This window comes from Agrobacterium tumefaciens, from assembly GCF_013318015.2.
GTDB lineage: Bacteria > Pseudomonadota > Alphaproteobacteria > Rhizobiales > Rhizobiaceae > Agrobacterium > Agrobacterium tumefaciens.
This window is the reverse complement of record NZ_CP115844.1, coordinates 1-22631: the sequence shown is the minus strand read 5'-3', so window position 1 is coordinate 22631 and position 22631 is coordinate 1. Positions and strand designations below refer to the sequence as shown.

Sequence of the window (22631 nt, the reverse complement as noted above, 5' to 3'; positions counted from 1 at the left end):
ACAGACAGAGAGTATTTAATGTATAAGCCCGGCGGCACCATCAAATCCTTGCTCGATAAAATCGCAAACCAGGATTACGTCCTGCCTGCAATTCAGCGCGAGTTCGTATGGTGGCCGGACCAAGTCTGCGAACTGTTCGACAGTCTTATGCAAGGGTATCCGTTCGGAACATTCCTGTTCTGGAAAATCGAGCAGGAGCGACGCACAGAGTACAAATTCTATGATTTCGTCCGTCACTATCATCAACGCGACCGCTTTCACTGCGAGTTTTTGCAGACCCCTCCAAACCGCGAACTGACCGCCGTTCTCGATGGCCAGCAACGCATGACCGCTCTGAATGTGGGGCTCCGGGGTTCCTACGCCTGGAAGATGCCTGGCAAGCGCTGGAGCACGGATGCGGCCTTTCCTGTTCGCTACCTCTATCTCGATCTCTTAAGCGAGCTTGATACTGAATCCGGATGCCGTTACCACTTCGAGTTTCTGACCGAGCAGCAGTCGATAAAGCCGGAGTCGGGCGAGGTTTGGTTCAGGTGCGGGCGCGTCATGGAGGAGGAGTATGATGATCTCATCGACAGCCTTGATGACCTTAACCTGGACAAAGAGGCCGTGAAGACGGCGCGCGCGACCCTGCGTCTGCTTCACAAGACGATCCACGACAAGGATCTCATCACCTATTATGAAGAGGAAAGCCAAAGCCTCGAGCATGTTTTGAACATCTTCATCCGCATGAACAATGGTGGCACGCCGCTCTCGTATTCCGATCTTCTCCTGTCGGTGGCCGTAGCCCAATGGGAAAAGGTCGATGCCAGAGAGGCCATCCATTCGCTGGTGGACGAGATGAACAAGGAAGGAGACGGGTTCAAGTTCACCAAGGACCTGGCTCTCAAGGCTGGCCTCATGCTGTCTGATATCGGCAGTGTTGGCTTCAAGGTCGAAAACTTCAACAAGAACAATATGGCGATCCTGGAAGCTAACTGGCCCCGGATCCACGACGCAATGCTGCTTGCTGTACAGCTGCTTGCATCCTTCGGCTTCAGCAGCCAGAACTTGCGAGCAGAAAGTTCAATTCTTCCCATTGCCTACTATCTCTACGCCCGCAATCTCGACGGAGCATATCTCCATCGCGCCGAGTTCGCTGCAGACCGCGAGGGCATTCGCCGTTGGTTGGTCCGCAGCATCCTCAAGGCATCCGGGATTTGGGGCAGTGGCCTTGATACGCTGCTGACGGCGCTGAGAGAAAAGATAAGCGCCCATGCCACGAGCGGCTTTCCGGTGGCGGAGTTGGAGGCGGTCATGGCCCTCCGCGGAAAATCACTGTCGTTCACGGACGTCGAAATCGATGAGCTATGCGACCTGTCTTATGGCGATGGCAAAACGTTTGCGTTGCTGTCGCTGATCTTTCCTGGATTCGACCTGTCTAGACACTTCCATGTCGATCACATATTTCCTCAGGGGCGGTTCTCCACCGCACAGCTGCGCAAGGCTGGCGTACACCAGGATCTCTGGGACGCGCTGCAGGACAAGCACAATCGATTACCGAACCTTCAGCTTCTGGAAGGCTCGATCAACAGTCAGAAACGCCAGAAGATGCCGCATGAGTGGTATGCCTGGATCAAACCGGACGAAGTAGCGCGCCAACAATACCTCGCCGGGCTCGAGATTGCGTCGCTCCCTGAGGATCTTAGTGCTTTCCAGGAGTTCTACGACCAACGCCGCAAGGCGTTGAAAGCGCGCATTGTCGTGGCGCTGAATCCAAATGAGTGATGCCTTTGCCGATGCACTTTAATACTGAATTTGGGAGGTGTGAACCGTTCCTAACTTACCAGTTCTAGCCCGCTGCCCGGCGTTGATAGCAAGTCGCCGCTTTACGTCTCTGACCAGAGCGGCGCTGTAACCTTCTGTCGGGTGGTTTCCCGTACGCGCAGCACATAGTCGGGATGAAATTGGCAGGTGGCGATCGACTCTTCGAACAACCGGTACAACTTCTCTCTTTCATCAAGCGTTGGCGCGAAATCGATTAGCGTCCTGTACACCCTCCAGGCGGGAAGCCCGTACAGAGGCATTTTTTCAAGTCGCTTTCTAAGTTGGCTTGCGAGCTCCGTTGATCCGGTCTGTTGCGTCCGCGTGTCCAAAGCCGTCACTTGACCAACGTAGTTCCCTATTTGCTCAAATATGTCACCGGATGATCGGTCCCTTCTGGAAGAGATAGCAGTGACGCCGACATTGGAAAGCTGGGCCACTTCCTGCTCACACAGATCGACAAGGGCGTGCTCGCCAACATTGAAGGCTCGGCGCTTTAATGCGCGAAAGCGGACTATCAGGCTTTCCTTGAGATCTGAATCTTTGGGATCGCGCGCGGCGGATTCCAGCAAGAGGCCCATCCATTCGACTTTTATCAGATGGCGCTTGCGGTCTAACGGATTAGTCAGATTCTTTATTAGATCGCGCACGCGGCTGAGAGCCGCGCCGGAGCGTTTTTCATCGCCGGCCATGGAACAGGCACCAGACTCCCCGATAGCATGGGCGATTCTATCCCTCAGCGGCAACGACGCATCCTCTGACATCGCTTTGTTGGCGTCCGCGTTATCATAGTATCTCATACTGTGATTGAGCGCATCGAGGCGGACGAGTTCGAACTCGCGCGACAACGTTTGGTCTTCCGACCCAGCCTGCTCTATCCGCAGAGCTGAACTTGCCGCCGTGGGAATGCTCAGCATGGCGAACGCACGTGCGGCCCACAACCGTCGGCCGCTTTGGTCAAGCGCATTGAGGAGTTGATCTGACAGCAAAGCCGGCACAACGGGGTTCCTAGCCTCTGGTAGATCCCGAGAAAGGAGCGGCACCATATCCGAAAGAAACTCGCGCATATCTCCGCAGATGACCGTTGACCGGCGGCGATCCTTGTTCAAAACCTTTTTTGCATTCGACGTGAGGTCCGGAACGCCATTTTTTCCCCAAGCCATCCAATATAGGTTATCAATCTCCAGGTCATACAACTCCGGGCAAACTTCAAAATCCAGACCCGAGTATCCAAGCACCAGTACAGTCTTGCCCAATAGGGATCCCATTGTCCGCTTTTTCCAGGTAGGCATCTCCTTTTCCTGCTCCAGCGAAAAGATCATGGTTTTTGGGTGACGCGCACAACCGTGCAACTTGAACAGAGTCGGCGCCAGAGGCAGTTGGTTCTGGCCCGAAGCTACCTTCCTAGCGGCATCGCTCCGCCGGACTATTGTGTTGAGAAACTTTGTAAGTTGCAGATCTTCATATGCCTGCTCCAAGCAGGTGTCATAATTGGTTGTGACAGCGCCCCGCAATCGTCCTTGCGAAAGCAGATGGGCTATCGCTCGATGGCACTTGTTAAACCCGACTGTTTCTGGACCTTGAGCGGCACCAAAGCGTAGAAAGTAGTTTGAAAAAACTCGTGATAATCTCGTTCGAGCGGGATGCTCCTGCAGCAGTGCCTCATAAGCAGCACCTTCGATGGCCGACGCGAATGTTGCGGCATCAAGACCCGCCGCCTCGCAAAGAGCGCGGGCGACAGCCTGGGATGTGGGGCGTGCGCCTTGCAAAAGCGTTGGTTCGAAAATCGAAACCGCACTACCAAAAAGGACGCCCGGTACAGCTGAGCTCAACTCTCTGAGAAGAACATCGTAGCCCTTCCCACCAATGGAGATTATGTCGAAACGATCATCGCTGGACATATTCAAATTGCCCGATTTCTAGTTGTGCCGCCAATTCATATTATCGGTCCAAGCCAAGTCTAGTCCAACTGCAACTGAAGCAAGCTATCGTTGTCCTGCTAAAATGCGCTGGAACTTATCTGACGAGGAAGTTCCGTCGCTTTCAAGGTCGTCATATGCTTGCGGGAGATCTGCTGCGAATGATGTTGCCAAAGAAATTACCACTTGCGGCAAGCACATGCGACACGGAAATCCCGATTTCCGAGGCCAGCCGATCTGTTGCCGTCTTTAGGCCCTGTCGGCTCGACGCTGCATATTTTGCCAACTCGAAGAACGTTGTCGGAACATCGGCATGCTGGTTGACGCGTGATTTGCGATAGAATGACAGTCTGCTCCATATTTCTCGAGTGGAGCGGCGAGTTTGAGTATTTCGTGTGGGGATCTGGCCGGGTGCGGGAGCCTGAATTTTTCCGATATTGAACACGCGCAATAAGCCGACAAAGGATCAAATTCCACAGCATTTGTTATGTAAATCCGTCTGGCTTGCTTTGCTTGGGGCGAAGTACTTCGGTAAGCTTCCTTGACGGCGACGATTTCCTCAGCCGTAGACGGCAGGGATGAATATTGATGGCAAAATCCGCGCGAGCCGCTAAGCCAACCCTCGACTCCAGATTTAAATTTGCGGAGGCATCGTTTCATGGTCTCCCGGGCGGATGGACATCATTGCTCACACCCGCCACGGGCATCGATGACGGCGAACAATACTTGCTTCGGCTGTTTAAGAAGACAGGATCTGCGATCGATGCCGACCTGAGAAACCTGATCGGCCGAGGTTTGAGACGCATACGCCGTGTCCTGTCTTCTAGGCTGGCGCAAGAAGTTCTGGTCTCGGTACTTGAGGTTGTGGAGGACGACGACGAGATTGGCATCCTGATGCTTGATCCTGGCAGTCCGTTGCGAGGACACGCACAGGGAAGCCGTGGGCGACAGGGCCAATATTTGGTTAGCTCCGGCCGACTTATCTTCTGGCGCAATATGGTTCGAGTCGCGCGCGGTCTTACATTATGCCACGACGCCGGCATCGTGCACGGTTCGGTCAGCGTTTACACCATTTTCTCCCACGGGGATGATCGGGAAGACTATCGCCTCGGAGGCTACGAGACCTGTGTGCACATCGCGGATTCTGGTTTGGCGGGTGCTGCGACGTTGACACAGTCTGCCCGCGCAATCTCGTTCCGTCAGGACTGGATTGACCTCGGGCGTACTGCATCTGAACTGCTAGGTGTTGAGACCGCACAGCCGCCCGCCCTGCTCTCCATAGAGCGGCGCATCCTCGAAAGACTAAGCAACCCGCCGCAATTCCAGCTGTACGACGGCCGGACTGTCCTTCAAGAATTGGCCGAGGTGGTGGAAGAATTAGAGAGAGCCGGCTCAAGCACCGACGCCGAACTGGTTCTGTACCCGTCGAGACAGGCACTGCAGAGCGATTTAGCGTCGCTGGCGTCTGGAGCGATTGCGGCCAGTGACGTCGAAGCAGTACTGGCATTCGTTGAGCGCGATCTACATGCTCCGAGCACGCGAGTGGCCGTTTCAGACCGCGGGCTCGTTCGAATCGTAACCGATCTCGCCATCTATACGATCGAAATCGTCGATCCGAAGGTCGGCAGTATCCGAGACGCTCACAAGAGGCGGCCGGGCGACTGGAGCGCCTACGATGCCACCGATCTTACTCACCGCATACATCTTGCCCGTAATCGTAATAGCTCGGATGACCGCGTCCGATGGCTGGGCCCAGCGGCCAAAAACTGGACAGAATTAGGCTCGTATGACGTTAAAGCAGTCGCCACCAATGATAGTCCCATCTGGTACGCGCTTATCCTGCTCGAAGCATTCTCCCTGTTGCGAGAACAGTTCAGGATTTATCCCATCGAAGTGCTGACGGGACTTAAGAACGACAGAGGCATGGTTTGGGTAGTGCCCGTGGCAGATGCTGGCCTAGATGACAGACGAGCAAATGCGGGGTTCAAGCCTATCGCTGAATCAATGGCCCGCGAATTGTCCAACGACGACGGTCGCGCAAATTGGACATTGTCCCGGTCGGACACCCTTGGTGGCGACAGGGAACGTGCGCCCCAATTGAACTTCGAGGGTACCGAGGTCATTGGCGGTAAGAAGACCTATGCCTTCACCACCGGTGACGTTGTCGTTCCCGACCACTGTTACTTGCGACCCCGTCGCGACAGCGGCTTCGAGAGAGCAGTTCGCCGTCGCTTGCAGAATATTGTCGCTGCACGGAGCAATGTCGAGCTTCTGCGCGCACTTGACGATCCGGCACAGGTGTTGATGGATGAGGCCCTCAGGGATATTGCCGCACCTGGTCCCGTTCCGTCGGGCACGGACCAGTCGAAAGCTGCGGCCTGGAATGCAATTCGCGAGGGCCAATCCATCAATTTGGTCGTAGGCCCCCCCGGGGTCGGCAAAACCTACCTGATCTCCAATCTCGTAAAGAGTATTCTTTCCTTGGCACCCGATGCCCGTATCCTGATTGCCGCTCAGAACCATGACACGCTCGTCCACATGGAGAAGGAATTGAAAAAAGAGTTGCGAGGGGGATCCCAAATCGTGGTCAGAATCGAGCGAACGCAGACAGAAGAGAAAGACAGCACTATGAGGGCTCGATCGAGAGACCTCCTTCAATCGGCTTCCCTCCAGGGTGGGGCGGCCCTGATGTTCAACCAACTCCGGCAGATAAAGCAGGCGCTCGATCCGATTGATGATGCGGAACAGGCAGAGGGGGATCGTGTTCACCGTGACACGGAGAACCTTCTGGTGAGATCTTCCGATATCACCTTGGCGACGACCTCATCGTATGTCATCGAGGAGATGATTGCTGACGGTGACCAGTTTGATTGGACGATCGTCGAGGAAGCGGCCAGGGCTAATGGTGCCGAAATGATCGGCGCGCTGCTGTTGGGAAATCGTCGGCTGCTGATTGGCGATCATAAGCAGTTATCACCGTTCGATCATCTTGAGCGCCAAAAAATGTATGACGGGGCGCGCGCTGCCGAACTGCTCCGCGACGCGAGGACCAAGCTTGGGGCAATCAACGACCTACCCTCCGAGGTAGACGAAGCGCTTCAACAGATCAGCGACGATCGGGCCTTGTTGCAGGATGTTCTGGCGATTTCCGCTCGCATGGAAGAGCCTTTCCGCTCCACCGCACTGCGGGAGGCCGAGAGAGAAAAAACGACAGGACGTGCCAGCCGTTTCGTGAACACTTTGCTGGAGCAGAGCAGAATGCATCCCACGATTTGCCGCGTGGTCTCCACTACGTTCTACGGCGGTGAACTCGTGCCGTCAGATAGAGTCGTGCAGCGCAAGCCCGCTGTCGTCTCTCATGCCACCCTTCCCAACTCCCCCGTCATCGTTTTGAACCTGCCTCCATTAAGCAAGGTTGATCGCCCTGCATTCGAGGTCAGGGTCGGGCGATCCCTACGTAATGACGTCGAGGCAAAAGTCCTCCTCGACGCGCTTAAGCACTTACGTCCTGTCGTATCTGACGACGGCCGGCTACCGACGCTGGCGGTCCTTTCACCATACAAAGCCCAAGTGGATCACCTAAAGCGATCGGTGGTACGGCAAATAAAGCAGCCCGCCGGGACGCTGCAGGGTTTCGCTAGCCCGAGGGGCGACGGAAACTTTGTATTCACCAGCGACAGCTTTCAAGGCAGCGAAGCGGACGTCGTCCTCGCCAGCTTGGTCCGCAACAACCAACTCGTAGGTTCACGCGCACTGGGTTTCATGAAAAACCCTCAAAGGGTGAACGTGCTGATGAGCCGCGCTCGGCATAAATTGATTATCGTATCGAGCCTTGAATTTATCGAGGATGCTGTCAACGGCGTTTATCCGGACCGGCTGGGCGGCGAACTCGATTTCCTCTTAACGATAGTCGACGAACTGCGCAGGCTATCGTCGATAGCCGACGTCGGGCAGAGCGCGCGGATCGTCGATCTAGATTCAAATGGTGCTGTGAAGCTGTGAAAATTTATATTCCCGCATGGCACTATCGTGCACGCGCCATCGTGCAACGCACGTGGGGCTGGAGCCCCATAGAGGAGATGATCCTCCTTGCATTCGATCTCGAACCAGGCACGATCGCTGATATAAGCGGGCGACTGGGTATTCCTCATCAGGTAGCTCGGGCCACGGTCGCTAGGCTGATGCAGTTCGGTCTGGTCGAGCTGCGGGTATCTCCCAATCCTGTGTTTTCGACCAGTCCCACGGGACGCGAATTTATCCGAACGGGCCGGGCATTGCCCGAGCGCATAGCCGAGCGCGAGATGGGCATCAGCCTTGTGCTTGAGAAAATAGGACATTCCGTTCTTCGAAGAAAGGACGTCATCATTGTTCCTACCCAAGGGTTTGAATACGAGGGCCCCGCTGTCGCATTTCCGATTGGAGAGCAGCCTGAGACTGACGAGACCATGGCTCATCGGGTCAGTCAGTTCGTGTCTCAATCTTTACGCCCCGGTGAATGGCTTCGCGGGGTCCGAACGACCGGCTCTGTGATGGAGAAGAAATTCCTTGAAATCGACCTTGGCGCTTTCAAGAGGGGAGAGATCCCCGAAGGAGCGAGCGGCGACCTCGTTGCTGCGTTGAAAGAGACCCTCAAGACGACTGTTCTCCCTCGAGCGTCGAGGGGCGAACCATCCGTCCCGGCTCTCGTGCACACGACCTTTGCTCCCGATCAGCTGATCGTTGGGTCCGTCGAGCACATAGAGCGCTTTGAACGCATCGTAGGAGCTGCAGTCTCGGACGTCTTCGTTTTGTCGACGTTCGTCCTCAGTTTGTCTGACGAAAGAGGGAAACCGCACCGGGAGCGTATCTATCGCGCGCTGGAAGACGCATATCGGCGTGGCGTACGGTGCCATTTGTTTTTTGGAACGTCACTAGAAAAAGTGAAGCACGCGCGTGCCATGGAGGAACTGTATCAGAGACTTTCAGCAGTAAAACAGAGCCGCGGCTTCCTTCTGATCCATCGTGATAGCGTGGGGAGTCACGCAAAATTCCTTGCCGCCGATGATGGCCAAGGTGGAGCAATCGTTGTGATCGGATCCTGCAACTGGTTGTCCTCCCCCTTCTCCGCGGTGGAAGTGTCGGTCGAACTCCGCGAACCGATGGCCGTCGCGGCTGGCCTGGACCTACTCAAGGGAATAGCCGTTTCGCTCGCCAGCGCAAGCCGGTCGGTAGAGATACTTCAATTCTTCGCATCTGAGGCAAGACGGACACGTCCAGCGCTTTCCAACGGCTCTGATCACCCGTCAACAACAAGGGCACGGTTGACCGTGCTCCGCGCGCAAGACCATGGACACCTCTTGCGAAAGGCGGCCCATAGCGCGAAGGAGAGCTTTGTCTGCATTACGAACAAAATGGGTGCCACGGTCGTCCCCGGATTATTGAATCCTGCTGAGGTCGCGGGGCGTCGCCTAAGGGACGTGCGCATATTCTATTCACGCCAATCCGGTCCGACCAAACGCAAGCACATGATCGCTCACCGTAAAAGGCTGGAGGGAATAGTAGAGGTCATACCTGTGCGCGAACCACAGGTTCATGCAAAGTTTCTCGTGTGGGACCGCGATGACGTGGTCGTCAGCACGATGAACTGGGGCTCCCAATCCGGATCTGAAGCCGATCCTCTGGATGAGGTCGGCCTGCATCTGGAGGCGCCCGGCATAGCTACCCATTTGCTGACGTTGTTCGACGAAAGCCTGAAGAAGGTGTTGGATGAGGTTGACATTAACGGCGGCGAAGAACTCTTCCTAGAGAGAGGGGAATAGCGACGTCTGCTAGAGAAATACCTGTCGGGCCGCGCGACGTGCAAGCTGATGCTCTTTGACGCCGAACAATACGACCACCACCTCGCGTTTGCGCGGATCGCATCAAGCGCCCCGTATCAGCGGACCGGTCTGTCCACAGCGTTGACTCAGTAGCTTCGAAAACGATTAGCAGTGGGGTAAGCGGCCAAGACAACCCGCCTACCGCGGGCAGCGAAGTCATTTGAATGGCGTGATTGCTGGATCCGGTTCTCCGAAATCGAATTCGATCCAGTCGTCATTGTCATTTTCGTCTGTCTTCTCAACCGTAATCGCCACAGGCAGACGTCCGCCCGCGACCTGTCTCAGAAACACCGCGCTAACGTCGCTCATGCTGTGGGACAATGATCGGGCAAATTCGACGTTGCGCGCTCCGTTGTCGTCAAAGGTCCGCAATCCCGCAAGGACTTCGACCAGCTCTCTCGAGCTGACTCGGATCTTCTGCCCACTCAATTTATAACCTCCGTGATGGCCCATTTCATACTGTGCCTCGCGCGCCCGCAGCGCCCCGTTGACCGGCATATTCACTGGTCGCGGGAACTTCTCAAGCATGGCGCGAAACGTGGTTTCGAGTTCTCCTCTCACCGAGCTCTCATCACGGCATACTAACGTGGCATGAGTGCGCAGCTCCGGTTGGGTCGGTGGAAAGAATGGCCTTCTTCCTTCGCGGATCGTGAGCAGCAAGACGAAGTCCAGTGACGAATACTGGCGAAGGCATTCTTTGGCGATTGCCTCAGCACTGACGCTCCATGGTGACGCCTGCCGCTCCGCGAGGGCAGCACAATCCCCGTCGCCAAGGAATATCCCGCTTATCCCTTCCGCTCCGCGAAGCTGATCCGCCTTTGCCTTAAGTGCGTTAAAGAGCGGGTTTTTGTCCTTGATTGTTGGGACGTCATAAGCCGCGAAACCATAGGTGTTAATCGGCGATTTGGAGGGGTCAATCACGATCTCGATGCCGACGTCCTCGTCGGCGATCGTCACTGTCAAAACTTTGGCCCCGGCTGCGAGCTGCTCACGAAGTTTTGGCAGTATCTGTTCTTTAACAAATTCGGGCAGCTTCCGCTTCGAGGGGAGCTTGAGGAACGTGCGCCGCCCACGGGCGCCGAGTTCTTCGCGCGAATGTATTCGCATATCGAGACCACCGATCGGCAGTTTGAGCTTGTCTTTCGCCTTATTGATAAGCTCACCTAATTCGGCATGCGGATTTTGTACGTCGAGACCGTCGTCTGAAACGCTTGTCACATCGGCGACGAACCGGGTGACGTCGCCATCGAACCACACGTCCGGCCTTCTTCCGGAGGGAAGCGCATTCTCGCTTTCGAGATCCCCCGTCATCGCCAGTCCGTGCAACACGACGACTTCCCACATCGCAGCGACACGGTCTTTGCCGGGTTCATTCAGCCGCGCGACGATTGCGTCGACAGCTTCATTGTCAATCTTGCCGCGTAGCTCATCAAGCCGGCGCTGCAAAGCGCGCCTCGCATAAATCATGCCAACCCCAGCCGTGCCCCGTCCACAGCGCTCTCCTCTGAACTCTCTAAAAGTCGCCTATCAACTTTCCAAATGTCATCCCATACCTGAAACCTCGCTACGCGTCATCTTGAGCAGCCCCAACTCCTCTAAAATCCGGAGCGCGGTTCAAGGTGCGCCGGAAAACTGATTACAAGCCGATCATGTCCCGGGGCCGAACTCTCCGGTCACCTGAAATTCACGCAAGGTCGTCAGAATCCGGTCTACCGGCTGTAGTGCTTGTGACAATCGATCGGATAGTTTTGAAGCCGCTGTTGAACGACTGTCGATGAGGGCGGCACAAAGCGAATTAGACCCAATCACGCTCAGACAGCTATTCGCCGGCTTTTTTTACCGGTATCGGCAATACGATCACATCGGACGGCATTGGTTCCGTCGAATGGAAATCGAGAGTCGAGGTGTGCAACACACCATTGTCGCCCTGACGGATGACAATGGTCATCTTTTTTAGCCCCAGGCCTTCATGGCAAAGCCAATCGAGCACCTTGTCTGCCCCGCTCTTCAAGGAAGCCCACGGATCAAGACCACGATCGATATCAGTGAGATACTTTGTGATGACGCCAGCCACGACATCCGTCGAACTAAGCAAGTCCTTGAAGCCCATTTCATCGACTTCAAAAGGTGTCGCACCTCCGATCACCCCATACTTACGGCCTACTGGACCATATATTTCGAGGAGGCGCTGGAACAGCTCCAGTGTGCTTTTGTGGCCCGCTTCATTGGGGACTATTGCATCATGGTCGCTCATCCAGAACAGATTTTGCCCGTTGCACGCCAAGAGCGCGGACAGAAACGCCACCTGATGGGTCACCCGCAGGGCTTTCTCGGCGACCGCATCCTTTGGCACGACGAGACCTGCGCTGCGGAAAATTTCGCTGATTTGCTCGCGGTGCGCCCTGTCGCCGGGGCCAAAGAGCGAGCGGATCTTTGTGTCGACAACTGTCGTGAACAAGAAACCCGGCACGAGATCAAGACCCTCCAGGTACTCCGGCAGGGCTCGTTGGATTTGGCCCATGCCGAAATCCTTAAAGGCAATTTCTTTGGTACCGAGACCATGTTTTACGCGAACCTCGCGCATTCGGCTCGTGAGAACTTCGACGTTGTTGTGACCGCATACAAGCGTGGAGTATGCGCGATAGTTCGAGGAGGTCTCGCCGCCGTAATCGGAGAAGATTGCCACTGTTTGGTTGCCAAAGGAGGACAGGTCCGGAAGCAGCAGTTTCCCTCGAGCATCGCTTTTCTTGATTTGCTCCTCGATAATGTGCGCAAGATCGGAATATCCGCCGGCGTAGCGCTGCTGCATGACATCAAGTTGCGGTTCCATCAGGACGAGCTTTCTGGCAATTTCCAGCAGAGCCTCTGTTTGAGCATTGCCGTCGATCAAATCGCGTCTCCCTTCTGAGTGGCCTTCATCAATCTCGAACGCTGAGCTTCTTTTAGGGGCAAGCAATGAACCATGCTAGGCTCGCCAATGGCGTCTCTCGATCGGATTGCCTTCCGCCCGGCCTGCAGCCCAGTCCCGCACCTTACAAGATTCCCCATGCCCGAAACCTTCCCCTGCCCGTCATCTCCCGGAGCGGCAGCTGCGCCGCTAAATGCCGCGCACCTTGGGGGCTAACTCCGAGCTCTTTAGCAATCAGGTTGGCCGAAACCACGGGCCGCGCCACGACCAGGTCGACCAGCCTCGACAGGTTGGAGTTGGTCCGTTTCCTCGATGCCTGCCGGTCCAACTGCTGACGGGCGAGCAGAATTCGGTCATGCTCCTTCATCCCGAGTTCGGCAGCCGCCGTGAATGCCTCGAGCATCGCCAGCAGCCGCGTGATCCGGCTGCCGGCATGGCGCTGTTCCCGCCGGACGCTCCGCAGCCCCACGTTGAGCGCCGGCAGATGACCGGGCGCCGTGCCATCGCGGCGAAGTAGCGAAGCGACCAACTGGCGGCCGAGCTCATTGCGATGCTGAACCACCTCGATCGCGTTCCAGGCGTCGAGCAAAATTGCGCCGCGCAACACGGGCGACAGACCATCGGTGTCGTTTAGAACCCCGCGCCACTGTTCCAGCCGCTCGTCTTCGTCCCAGTCGACATCGTAGATCAGCGGATCACGTTCGTCCGGCGATCGCGGAATAAGGGATCCGTCGAGAACCGCCGTGCTGCGCGCCAGCACCGCATCAATCTCGGCGTAATCGTCGCCGTCGATATCATCGTCCCGCGCAAAACCATCGTCGTTCTCACGGACTGCAGGCGCAAGACCAGGCCGCGCTGGATCGCGGTCGTCCCCCACTCCCCTCCCCCGCAAGCGGGAGAGGCCCGCAGCGCTTAGCGCCCACCCGGGCGGGTGCCCGAAAATCTGCCGACGGGTGCGCAGGATCGAATGGGCAATGGTCAGTTCATGTGTCGGGGTGCGGATGTCGAGGCGGGCGTCGTGAAGGACAAGATCCTCGAGGTGGACGAGTTCGCCATCCACCCACAGCGAGGCGATTGCATCGGCAAAATTCTGCCGTTCGAGAAATCCGTCGCGGATCGGCGAACGGGCGATGCGCTCGTCGAGGCGCGCCAAAGCTTCGCCAGCACGGGCGGCCGGCGAATTTAGCTCTCTCAGATCGATGTTGGCGACATCATAAACCATTGAAATCAAATTGCATGACTTCCGTAACGAAAGCAATCTCGTTATTTACTGGCGTCATGCATTGCTTCATTTGGCACGTGCCTTCACTAACGATAGTATTCAAGTATCGTTAATGATATGGTTAGATCTTGACCAACTTGCAGAGACCGCCGTATGATCGCGCAGAATGTCGAAAAACGCTGCAAACTGACGTCTGCTCGACGAGAGAGACATACCCTGGAGCAATCAACATGACTGTTACCGTCAAGGTCGCCGAGGCCAAAACCCATCTGTCCGATCTGCTGGCCAAGGTCGAAGCCGGCGAGGAGGTGATTATCTCGCGCGGCAACACGCCCGTTGCCCGGCTGACCCGTATCCGCCGCGACAACGACGTCGATGCGTTGATCGCCGAAATCAAGGCCCAGCGCGTCGGCCGGCCCGTCACCACACAAGACGAAATCCGTGAATGGCGCGACGAAGGCCGGCGTTACTGATGTCCTTCGTTCTCGATGCCTCCATCGCCGCCGCCTGGTTTCTGCCCGACGAACAACACGACGCCGCTGATCGACTGATGTCGGAGATACGGTCGACGGTCGGTCTCGTGCCGGCACTGTTCTGGTTTGAAACCCGCAATTTGTTTCTGGTGGCCGAACGGCGCGGCCGGCTCCGCCCCGGCGAACCGATTCTGCTGATGACACAGCTGCGAGGGCTGCCGCTCGAGGACGCCGGATCGGGCGGAGATGGCCTGGTGCTGGAACTGGCGACCCGTTACACGCTAACCGCTTATGATGCGAGTTATGTCGCGCTTGCCAGAACACACGGTTTACCTCTCGCAACTGGGGACCGAAAGATGGCCATCGCCGCCCGCGGTGAGGGGATTACCGTCGTTGGACCGCTCGAACATGAGCACTGAGCTGTCGCTTGCAGGAAATGACGTTCTCAAGCGTGCCGAAGAACTGGATGCGCTCGATGCCATCCTGCCCTTCGACCGGCGCGACCAACTTGCCGAACTTCTGACCGACGACGATGTCGCGACGCTCAAGCACCTGGCCAGCGAAGGCATGGGCGACAACACCATGCGGGCCCTTGCATCCGACCTTGCATATCTCGAGGCGTGGTGCGTGCTGGTAACAGGCACTCCCCTCCCCTGGCCTGCCCCCGAAAGTCTGCTTCTGAAATTCGTCGCTCACCATCTTTGGGACCCAGTTGAGCGGGGAACCAACGCCGATCACGGCATGCCCGCGGACGTCGCGATCGCTCTCCGCCTCAAGGGCTTGCTGAGAAGCGCCGGCCCGCATGCGCCGGCGACCGTTCGCCGCCGGTTGACGAGCTGGTCGATCCTGACGCGCTGGCGCGGGCTGACCGGATCGTTTTCGGCGCCGTCGCTAAAAAGCGCACTCCGTTTGGCGGTTCGCGCCAGCAATCGACCCAGGCAGAGAAAGAGCAAGAAGGCTGTCACCGCTGATATCCTTGCCAAACTGCTTGCGGCTTGCGCGGGCGATCGGCTGGTCGACCTGCGTGACCGGGCGCTGCTGCTGATGGCTTTCGCATCCGGCGGCAGGCGCCGTTCCGAGGTCGCGGGACTACGTGTTGAGGACCTTGTCGAAGAGGAACCGGTCCGCACCAATCCCACCGACGAGCACTCCCCTCTCCTTCCCTGCCTCACAATCCATCTCGGCCGCACCAAAACCACCACGTCAGACGATGATGAACATGTTGTGCTGATCGGCCGACCGGTGACAGCGCTTAAGCATTGGCTTGAAGAGGCAAAGATCGAAGCGGGACCCGTCTTTCGGCGTATCGACCAGTGGGGCAATCTTGATCGGCGCGCGATGACGCCGCAGTCTGTCAACCTTATCCTGAAAACGCGCATCAGGCAGGCCGGGCTGGACCCGGCACAGTTTTCCGCCCATGGATTACGCTCTGGTTATTTGACCGAGGCGGCAAACCGCGGCATTCCACTGCCTGAAGCCATGCAGCAATCCCTGCACAAGTCGGTGACGCAAGCGTCGGGATACTACAACAACAGCGAGCGAAAGATGGGGCGTGCAGCACGGCTCGTTCTCTGATCAACGGATCGCCTGTTGGGGATATTCGCCACGGGCTGCGGCCTGGCTCACATGTCGATGTGCGTGAGCCCAGGCGGAGGAATAAGGCGGCCTTTGCGGGAGAGGTCGAAGTCCTACGTTTTCATGGTTCGCGAAGCACTTGCAGCGCAAACCGGCACGCATGGTGTCGGTAGCGATCGCAAACAAGACCGCCCGCGTCGCGTGGGTAGAACAGAGGATGAAGAGGATCTTGGTATTATCCTGTTCGCCGCTCATGACGGGGAGTGGTCGCCAGCAGGGGAAAATGAGTATATTTTTTATTGGTGCCCCCTGTGATCCGTCGCTTTTAGATGACCCCCGTGGCCGCTTCGTGATGGAGCAAAAAGGGCGGGAGTGGGTTGCGGTCGTAGACTATACCGACACCGAGATGACGCTACGCATGAATTTGGGCGCGGGGTGGGTGTTTGAATTGCGCAGCAACGGAAGCGGCAATAGCTGGACGGCAGTACGCGATGGCGAAACAATTCGCGGGACTGGGTTGTTACTCTGATATGGTGCCGATGTAGAAGGGCGGGAGTGGGCAAGCCGCCGCCTCCGCTACGAATACAGAGACGACGGCGCGGCTCCCTTATCACCAAATTGGGGGAACGGGGGCTATTCTAGCGCCTTGGAATGAAGCTGGCTTTCAAAAATTTGATGTAAAACCAGGAAGCGGAAGATCAACGCGATGTGCCTGGCAGTTCGCGGCATGAGGTGGGGAATTTTACACGCGGGAGGGGGACAATTTCTGAGGCCCGATCGGTATCACCAGACATGGGTTTTTCCTCTCTCGCCCGCCATCCTTTTGGCTGCCGGTCGAAGCCAAAAAACACCTTTCAGCCGTAGCCGTCGCGAAAGTGAATTCGATCTCGATGTCGGAATACCGACTATGGTTCCTGGCGAAGCCTTTAACAGCTGCCAAAATTTGATCCCTGGGAAGGTGACCACCACTCGACAACGCCGAGACCTGACTCAAGCGGGATAGCCACGAAGAGTGAATGGGTCTGCAGTATCGTCGACGGTTGAGACGGTGGGCGGATTATCCGATATTGTCCGGTTGCGGCCCGATCGCTTTGCCTCGTAAAGTAACGCATCAACCCTTTTGTACAGTGCTATCCAGGATTCACCTGGGTTCAGCGACCCTGCACCGAAACTCGCTGTTACGGGGGGTATATCCAGCTCCTCGAATTCGCAGACCTGGATTGCCAACCTCAGGCGTTCAGCACATTCCTGAGCTTCCCTGGCCGAGGTATTTGGCAGGAACACCGCGAACTCTTCGCCGCCCAATCGCCCAACGATATCACCCTTGCGAATGCACCGATCCAACTGTCGCGCCACGGCCTTCAACACGATGTCACCAACGTCATGACCGTGCTTGTCATTGATGCCCTTGAACTTGTCGATATCGCATAGCAGCAACGCGTGTGCGCCCTTGCGGAATTGACCCGCTATTCGTTCCTCGAAACCGCGACGGTTGAGAACGTTCGTCAAATGGTCAATGTCCCGCTCCCGCCGCAGGTCATCGATAAGGTCGGTGACAGCGACGGCGAGGATCGCCATGGCGAGACCTGCCCCCAGCACGGCGAGCGAGAGCTGCAGAACCTGCCAGAAGACCGAGTTTGCGAATGCCGCCGCACCTGTCGGCGCTGAAAATCCTATCGTGAGAAAAGTCCGAGGGAAAAACTGGATGGAGAAAACCAGCAGGATCCAGAACAGGACCCTGTCGACGAGACGGCCTCGAGCAAGCGCCGACAAACGCAAGGCGGTCACCAGAAGAACAAAGCCGTATCCGAAATTCTGAATGTAGACCCGTGCAAGCAGGTTTCTGTCGATGTAGAAGAAATACGCCAGAAGCGCCGTGAACGCACAGACGATCATGACATCGGCACATGGTCCAAACATCTTTCCCGAGCGCAGCAAAAGCCCCTCAGCTGCTGTGACAACGGCCGCGGTATAGATCGCACCCGAGACAACGGCGTTCGGCCCAACGCCGGATGGCCAGCCGAATATCTGCGAAGCAGCTCCCAAGGCGAAGAAAACACAGGCGCATGCCAAAACCAGAAGGTAGTGGCGTTTGCGGTCAATCAGCCAGGTGCAGACAAACGAGACTCCAAAAATCGACAGAATGCCGGGGATGACCAACTGAAGCGTGGTCCTGACAATCGCAGTATCCATCCTGTTCAATCCGAGTTTTGTGGAGTTCGCCCCTGCAGTGGTCCTCTGTGCGATTGCGTCATACAAATAAGGGCTTATTAAACTGAAAAGGAAATAGCTCAAGTTGAACCGACTAAAGCCATTGTGACCGATTTGATGACACGGGCGACGCCGGCTCTTGTATGGCCAAGGCTTGGGTGACAGGAAAAACAGAAATCTAGGGTGCAGGATGGAACAGGAAAAAAAGATTAAAACGTCCCACGGTCAGATTGCAGTCTACGACGCACCTGGCGACGGACTTCCGGTCCTGATGATTCACGCAAATTCCATGTGCAAGGAAACATTTCATTTCCAGATTGAGGCCCTCGCCGGCAAACACCGTGTCATCGCTATCGACCTGCCCGGCCACGGCCGATCGTCTGACGCGATTGATCCGCTGCTCACTTACAATTTCGGCGGATACGCTGACGCGATCCGCGAAGTAATTGAAGCACTCGGCGTTGGGCGTTTTGCCCTTCTGGGCCACTCACTGGGTGGTCACGTCGCTTTGGAAGTCATGCGTCGCCTTCCCGAGAAAACTGCCGGCGCTATGATCTTTGGAACGCCCCCGATTCCGCCAGGCCCTGAAGGTGCGGCGCTCGGTTTTCGGCCTGATCCCGAATTCGCCTACACAGGAAAACCCCTCCTCATCGATCAGGAGGTGGACATGGTGGTTAAACTTGCGCTCGGACCGGATGCCGCCCACGACGAATTCTGGAAAGCGACAGTCAAGCGGACGGATGGACGATCCCGTCAGATGATGGTCGATGCGGCCCTGTCGGGTAAACACCTCGATCAGCGCGACCTTGTCGAAACCTCTTCTGTACCGCTGGCCATCGTCAACGGCGCCGACGATCCGGTGATCGATCTCGACTACATCGACAGCTTGAACTTCAGGAACCTCTGGGAACGCGGTCCGATGCGTGTGGAAAAGGTCGGGCACGGACTTCACTGGCAAACCCGTGACCGTTTCAACTCTCTGCTCGAGAGTTTTCTCGCCACCATAATATGAGTGGGGGAAGGGGCGGCACTTCAGCATATTAGCCCGCCTTCTGACCGTAGCCCGCATTCCCGCGCATCAAGGCCATGAGCATGGGCCCGAGGGAAAACTCTCCTTTCTCCGCCCGCCGGGTCAAGTCCCGCAAATAGCCGCCCGCCGAATTGATCTGCCCTGCCCTCTCAAGGATGCAAGCCATCGCGGCCGCCGCATTTTCGGGGCCCATGGTTTCGCAAGCCGTTTGATACGCACTTGGGCTGACGCCAAGCATCGAGCGAACAACCACGGCAGCCGACATCAGATCTCGCCAGCTTGCGATCTGGCCGCCCGGCCCATAGTCGCCTATCTGCGGGCACGCCTTCAAAACCATGCCGATTGGAAATGCCTTTATCGGCTCGCTCTTCGGCTGGCGGGTCTCTCTCGGCTTTTCGTCCTGCTCTTTTTCAGAGCTAGGTTCAAGTTCATTGTTGGATTCGGGTTTTGAATTCTGTATGTGCCGCTCTCTGTGAGCACCATTGGTGCTTATATTTTCGAAATTATCCATAACATCCAGACGGTTGATAACCTCGTTGTAAAGGATCTGCATCTCGTCGAGAATTTGCGCCAGGTCAGACGATGATGGCGTCCGGGGAATACGGCGAACAATATCCAGATACACACCTTCAATTGCTTCCCAGTCCCCTTCCGCGCCTTCCTCGATCGCCGCGCTGATCACCTTGCGGACGTCACGCCGGCACAGCGTAAGACTCTCCTTGGCCTTGAGAAACTCCCGCCGATTGGTAGCGACTTCTTGAGCTGCCAACGCAAATTCCTCCGCACGAGCCAGCAGCGGAGAAAGATCAAAGCCAAACGCGCGCTCAATCTCCCCTGCGCCGTCTTTTCGGGCGTATCGTTTGCCATTGGGGCTGTCTTTTCTGACAATCATTCCCGCGTCGACAAGGATTGCCAGATGCCGACGAAGCGTAGCTCCTGACATCCCGTTGGCCCGAACCATCAGCTGAGCGTTCGAAGGAAATACGATCATCTGCGCGTCCTGACGCAATTCCTTTTCCGGATAGAACGTCAGGAGAGCATCAAGGACCGCTATCGAATAAGGAGGCAGCCTGAAGGTTTCGCGCGCTTCTTTGACATCGCGAAAGATCATCCATTTGTCAGCGCTCTTGCCTGACTTGATTTCGGTGACGGCGATCTGCCGCTTCACCAGAGCAAGCGTCATCGGCCGCCGCCCAAAAGGCGTCGTTACATTTCCCGTTTGCATTTCTTCAGCCCTCACAAAATAGGCAAAAGAAATCCGCTCGCCAAAACAGCGCCAAAGACTCTTGACTGGGATTCGGGGAAATGCGATTCTCTAGTTGCGACACTATAAGAAGGGCTTCCACGACGGCGACGTTTGGGGGCCTTTTCTTTTGCGGTTTGATCTCCTGGTTGCGATCGGATTGTCAGCTGACAATCGAACTAATGGTTTGTTTCAGAAGAGTTTTCTTTTTCGAACTGCTCAACAAGATCGCTCATTCTGGCATCAAGGAACTGTGCAAACTCTTCTGATGTAACTGTGATTTTGGCGCCTTTGGCTGTTCGTTCCATTGATGCGAGAACGATGCCCTTGCGCGTGCGGATTTTACCGCCGGTGTCCTTCTTCGAAGCTTTGGGGCCTTGGGCCTTCGCCCACAAACGGGCAAACCGTTCATTCGTATCGATTGCTCCGAACTGAGGTTCGGCGATGGCGACGGCAATCCGGTCCGCCGCTGCTTTGTCCTTCAAAAGTTCGGCAAAGGCCAACCAGCGCGGCCGTCCGATCTTCGAAGCAGGCCCGATCGCCATGATGATATCTGTCGGGATGGCGTCCGCGACCTGTAGGAGCCGCGATGTCTCAGGCTTGTCGACAGACAGCGCCTGGGAGATTCTGTCGCGATCAAAACCATGCTGCTCAAGTCTTTTTGCAAACAGGGCGCGCTCGATAAAACTGAGATCGATACGTGGCCCATTCTCTTGACCTTGCGCGACAATCAGTTCCTCGTCGGAGAGTTGGCGCACGATCGCCTTAACCGGGCGTTCCAGAACAACGGCTGCACGCAATCTGCGATGTCCATAAGCCGCTTGGTACCAATTATCCTTCGTCGGATGTGGCCGAACGAGAATAGGAACCTGCTGACCGCTTTCGCGCATCGAAGTGATCAGTTCATCCAGAGCAGCATCGTTTCCAGTCGGAATACGATCCTGAATGAACGAAGCCTCAATCTGGTTTGGACTTAACTCGACGACTTTGTCTCCGGCAGCAAGCGCAGACCGCAACTCTTTGGCCGCAGCGGCTTCATCTCCGAGCCGGCCGAGGGACAAGTTCATGGCGCGAACAGCGCCTGCCGGTTTGTGTTGTGGATGGGGCTGAGTGCCCACCTTCGGTGCTTCACCGCCGGCAGAACTAACCATATTCTTGAGAATGTCCCGGCCCTTCATGTGCGCCCCCATGAGCTCTTGAGAAGAGCTTCTACTTCAAGATTGACCCCATCCATGGCCTCTACCGCGCGATCGTAGGTCTGTCTGTTCATGGATTCTCGTGCAGCCTCGTAGATCGTCTGTTTCGATAGGCCGGCATCGGAGATTGCGGTAGACTTCACCATCATGGAGGTAAGGACACGATCCCCGAACAGGCTTCGAAGGAATGCAACGATCTGCGCTTGCGGCCCATCGTTGGGCTCGTACCGCGTGACCAGATATCGCATCCAGTCGTATTCAAGATTCCCCCCGGCATCTTTGACCACCGACAAAAGATCCGACGTCATCGCCAAAAATTGGTTCATGGATGCAACGTCGAGCATTTGAGGGTGGACAGTGATCAGGACTGCCGTTGCAGCGCATAACGCCGAGAGTGTCAGGAAACCCAATGTCGGCGGGCAATCAATAACGACTACGTCGTACCGGTCAGAGAGATCGGTGAGCGCATTGCCGACACGCATGAAAAACATGTCGGTTTCAGAGCCGTTTCGCTCTGCAAGAGCTCTTGGCGTGTCGTGCTCGAATTCGTGGAGTTCAAGATTGCCGGGAATCAGATCTAATCCCGGGAAATAGGTCTCACGAACCACCTCCCCTACAGGGCGACGAAGATCGTCGTAGCGAATAGCGCCGAACAGCGTCTCGTTTTCACCGACATCAAATTCCGGCTGATAGCCTAACATCGCGGACATGGATGCTTGCGGATCCAGATCTACGGCGAGAACGCGATAGCCGCGCAGCGCCAGATATTGCGCGAGATGCGTAGATGTCGTTGTCTTACCCGATCCACCCTTGAAGTTGGTCACTGCAATGACCTGAAGATGATCAGTTTCCCGACGCCCAGCCAGGTAGGCAGGCTTGGTTTTTCCGAGGAGCTGTCGGATCGTATTGATCTCGGACAAAGAGAACGTCCGCCGCCCAGCGGACGTTTTTTCGGAAGTCACCGAACCCTCTTGAGCTGCCAGATGACGCACGTAGCTGTCTGTCACACCGAGCAACTTGGCGGCCTCCGTACTGCTGAAGCGACGCAGCGCCTTTTGTGCGTCGGGCGAAAACAGACGAGCAGATAGCTCCTGAAGATTGCTGCTGAGCTTTGCAGAATCGTCCGCAATGGTTTTATCAATCGAAACGCGTTCGATTTTGCCGGCTGTCGTTTTATTTGCGGTCTTATTCGCCAT

Annotated in this window: 16 protein-coding genes; 8 read left to right on the top strand and 8 right to left on the bottom strand. The window is 56.4% G+C overall.

What is annotated here, in order from left to right; all coding sequences use genetic code 11:
* Window positions 1-18: 18 nt before the first annotated feature.
* Complete coding sequence (locus G6L97_RS26235) at window positions 19-1764, top strand: DUF262 domain-containing protein (protein WP_174004412.1); 1746 nt, start codon at window positions 19-21, stop codon at window positions 1762-1764.
* Window positions 1765-1865: 101 nt separating this feature from the next.
* Here the strand turns inward: G6L97_RS26235 and G6L97_RS26230 are convergent, their stop codons facing one another.
* Window positions 1866-3701 (bottom strand): SIR2 family protein, encoded by a 1836-nt coding sequence (locus G6L97_RS26230; RefSeq protein WP_174004410.1) that lies wholly within the window; start codon window positions 3699-3701, stop codon window positions 1866-1868.
* A 606-nt stretch (window positions 3702-4307) separates the two neighbouring features.
* Between G6L97_RS26230 and G6L97_RS26225 the strand changes: the two genes are divergently transcribed.
* Together G6L97_RS26225 and G6L97_RS26220 are read left to right on the top strand one after the other, a co-directional pair.
* Window positions 4308-7721, top strand: coding sequence for a DEAD/DEAH box helicase (locus G6L97_RS26225; RefSeq protein ID WP_174004408.1), 3414 nt, complete (start codon window positions 4308-4310; stop codon window positions 7719-7721).
* Window positions 7718-9517: a hypothetical protein gene (locus G6L97_RS26220; protein WP_174004406.1), complete on the top strand. Its 1800-nt coding sequence runs from the start codon at window positions 7718-7720 to the stop codon at window positions 9515-9517. Before G6L97_RS26225 ends, G6L97_RS26220 begins: the two co-directional genes overlap by 4 nt.
* 216 nt (window positions 9518-9733) lie before the next feature.
* On the opposite strand, the gene G6L97_RS26215 is transcribed toward G6L97_RS26220, so the two are convergent.
* The 3 genes from G6L97_RS26215 to G6L97_RS26205 form a co-directional block, all read right to left on the bottom strand.
* Complete coding sequence (locus tag G6L97_RS26215) at window positions 9734-11044, bottom strand: hypothetical protein (RefSeq protein ID WP_174004404.1); 1311 nt, start codon at window positions 11042-11044, stop codon at window positions 9734-9736.
* Window positions 11045-11396: 352 nt separating this feature from the next.
* On the bottom strand, window positions 11397-12467 hold the full coding sequence (locus G6L97_RS26210; RefSeq protein WP_174004402.1) for a hypothetical protein: 1071 nt from the start codon (window positions 12465-12467) through the stop codon (window positions 11397-11399).
* Window positions 12468-12609: 142 nt separating this feature from the next.
* Window positions 12610-13707 (bottom strand): RHE_PE00001 family protein, encoded by a 1098-nt coding sequence (locus tag G6L97_RS26205; RefSeq protein ID WP_174004569.1) that lies wholly within the window; start codon window positions 13705-13707, stop codon window positions 12610-12612.
* Between the two features lie 230 nt (window positions 13708-13937).
* On the opposite strand from G6L97_RS26205, the gene G6L97_RS26200 reads away from it, so the two are divergent.
* The 4 genes from G6L97_RS26200 (at window position 13938) to G6L97_RS26185 (ending at window position 16284) form a co-directional block, all read left to right on the top strand.
* Entirely contained in the window at window positions 13938-14180 is a 243-nt protein-coding gene (locus G6L97_RS26200) for a type II toxin-antitoxin system Phd/YefM family antitoxin (protein ID WP_045025105.1), read from the top strand.
* Window positions 14180-14599: a type II toxin-antitoxin system VapC family toxin gene (locus G6L97_RS26195; protein ID WP_174004400.1), complete on the top strand. Its 420-nt coding sequence runs from the start codon at window positions 14180-14182 to the stop codon at window positions 14597-14599. The genes G6L97_RS26200 and G6L97_RS26195 overlap by 1 nt, the downstream gene beginning before the upstream one ends.
* Complete coding sequence (locus G6L97_RS26190; RefSeq protein WP_174004398.1) at window positions 14589-15755, top strand: site-specific integrase; 1167 nt, start codon at window positions 14589-14591, stop codon at window positions 15753-15755. The genes G6L97_RS26195 and G6L97_RS26190 overlap by 11 nt, the downstream gene beginning before the upstream one ends.
* A 283-nt stretch (window positions 15756-16038) precedes the next feature.
* Entirely contained in the window at window positions 16039-16284 is a 246-nt protein-coding gene (locus tag G6L97_RS26185; RefSeq protein WP_174004396.1) for a hypothetical protein, read from the top strand.
* Between the two features lie 461 nt (window positions 16285-16745).
* Here the strand turns inward: G6L97_RS26185 and G6L97_RS26180 are convergent, their stop codons facing one another.
* A complete protein-coding gene (locus G6L97_RS26180; RefSeq protein ID WP_174004395.1) occupies window positions 16746-17948 on the bottom strand; it encodes a GGDEF domain-containing protein in 1203 nt (400 codons plus the stop codon).
* 172 nt (window positions 17949-18120) lie between these two features.
* Here G6L97_RS26180 and G6L97_RS26175 point away from each other — a divergent pair, with 172 nt between their 5' ends.
* Window positions 18121-18978, top strand: a complete 858-nt coding sequence (locus tag G6L97_RS26175; protein WP_236776397.1) for an alpha/beta fold hydrolase — start codon at window positions 18121-18123, stop codon at window positions 18976-18978.
* 28 nt (window positions 18979-19006) lie between these two features.
* On the opposite strand, the gene repC is transcribed toward G6L97_RS26175, so the two are convergent.
* The 3 genes from repC to repA form a co-directional block, all read right to left on the bottom strand.
* On the bottom strand, window positions 19007-20221 hold the full coding sequence (repC, locus tag G6L97_RS26170; protein ID WP_174004393.1) for a plasmid replication protein RepC: 1215 nt from the start codon (window positions 20219-20221) through the stop codon (window positions 19007-19009).
* Between the two features lie 197 nt (window positions 20222-20418).
* Window positions 20419-21417: a plasmid partitioning protein RepB gene (repB, locus tag G6L97_RS26165; RefSeq protein WP_174004391.1), complete on the bottom strand. Its 999-nt coding sequence runs from the start codon at window positions 21415-21417 to the stop codon at window positions 20419-20421.
* The gene (repA, locus tag G6L97_RS26160; RefSeq protein ID WP_174004389.1) at window positions 21414-22631 is read right to left on the bottom strand and encodes a plasmid partitioning protein RepA; all 1218 of its coding nucleotides are present in this window, start codon (window positions 22629-22631) and stop codon (window positions 21414-21416) included. The genes repB and repA overlap by 4 nt, the downstream gene beginning before the upstream one ends.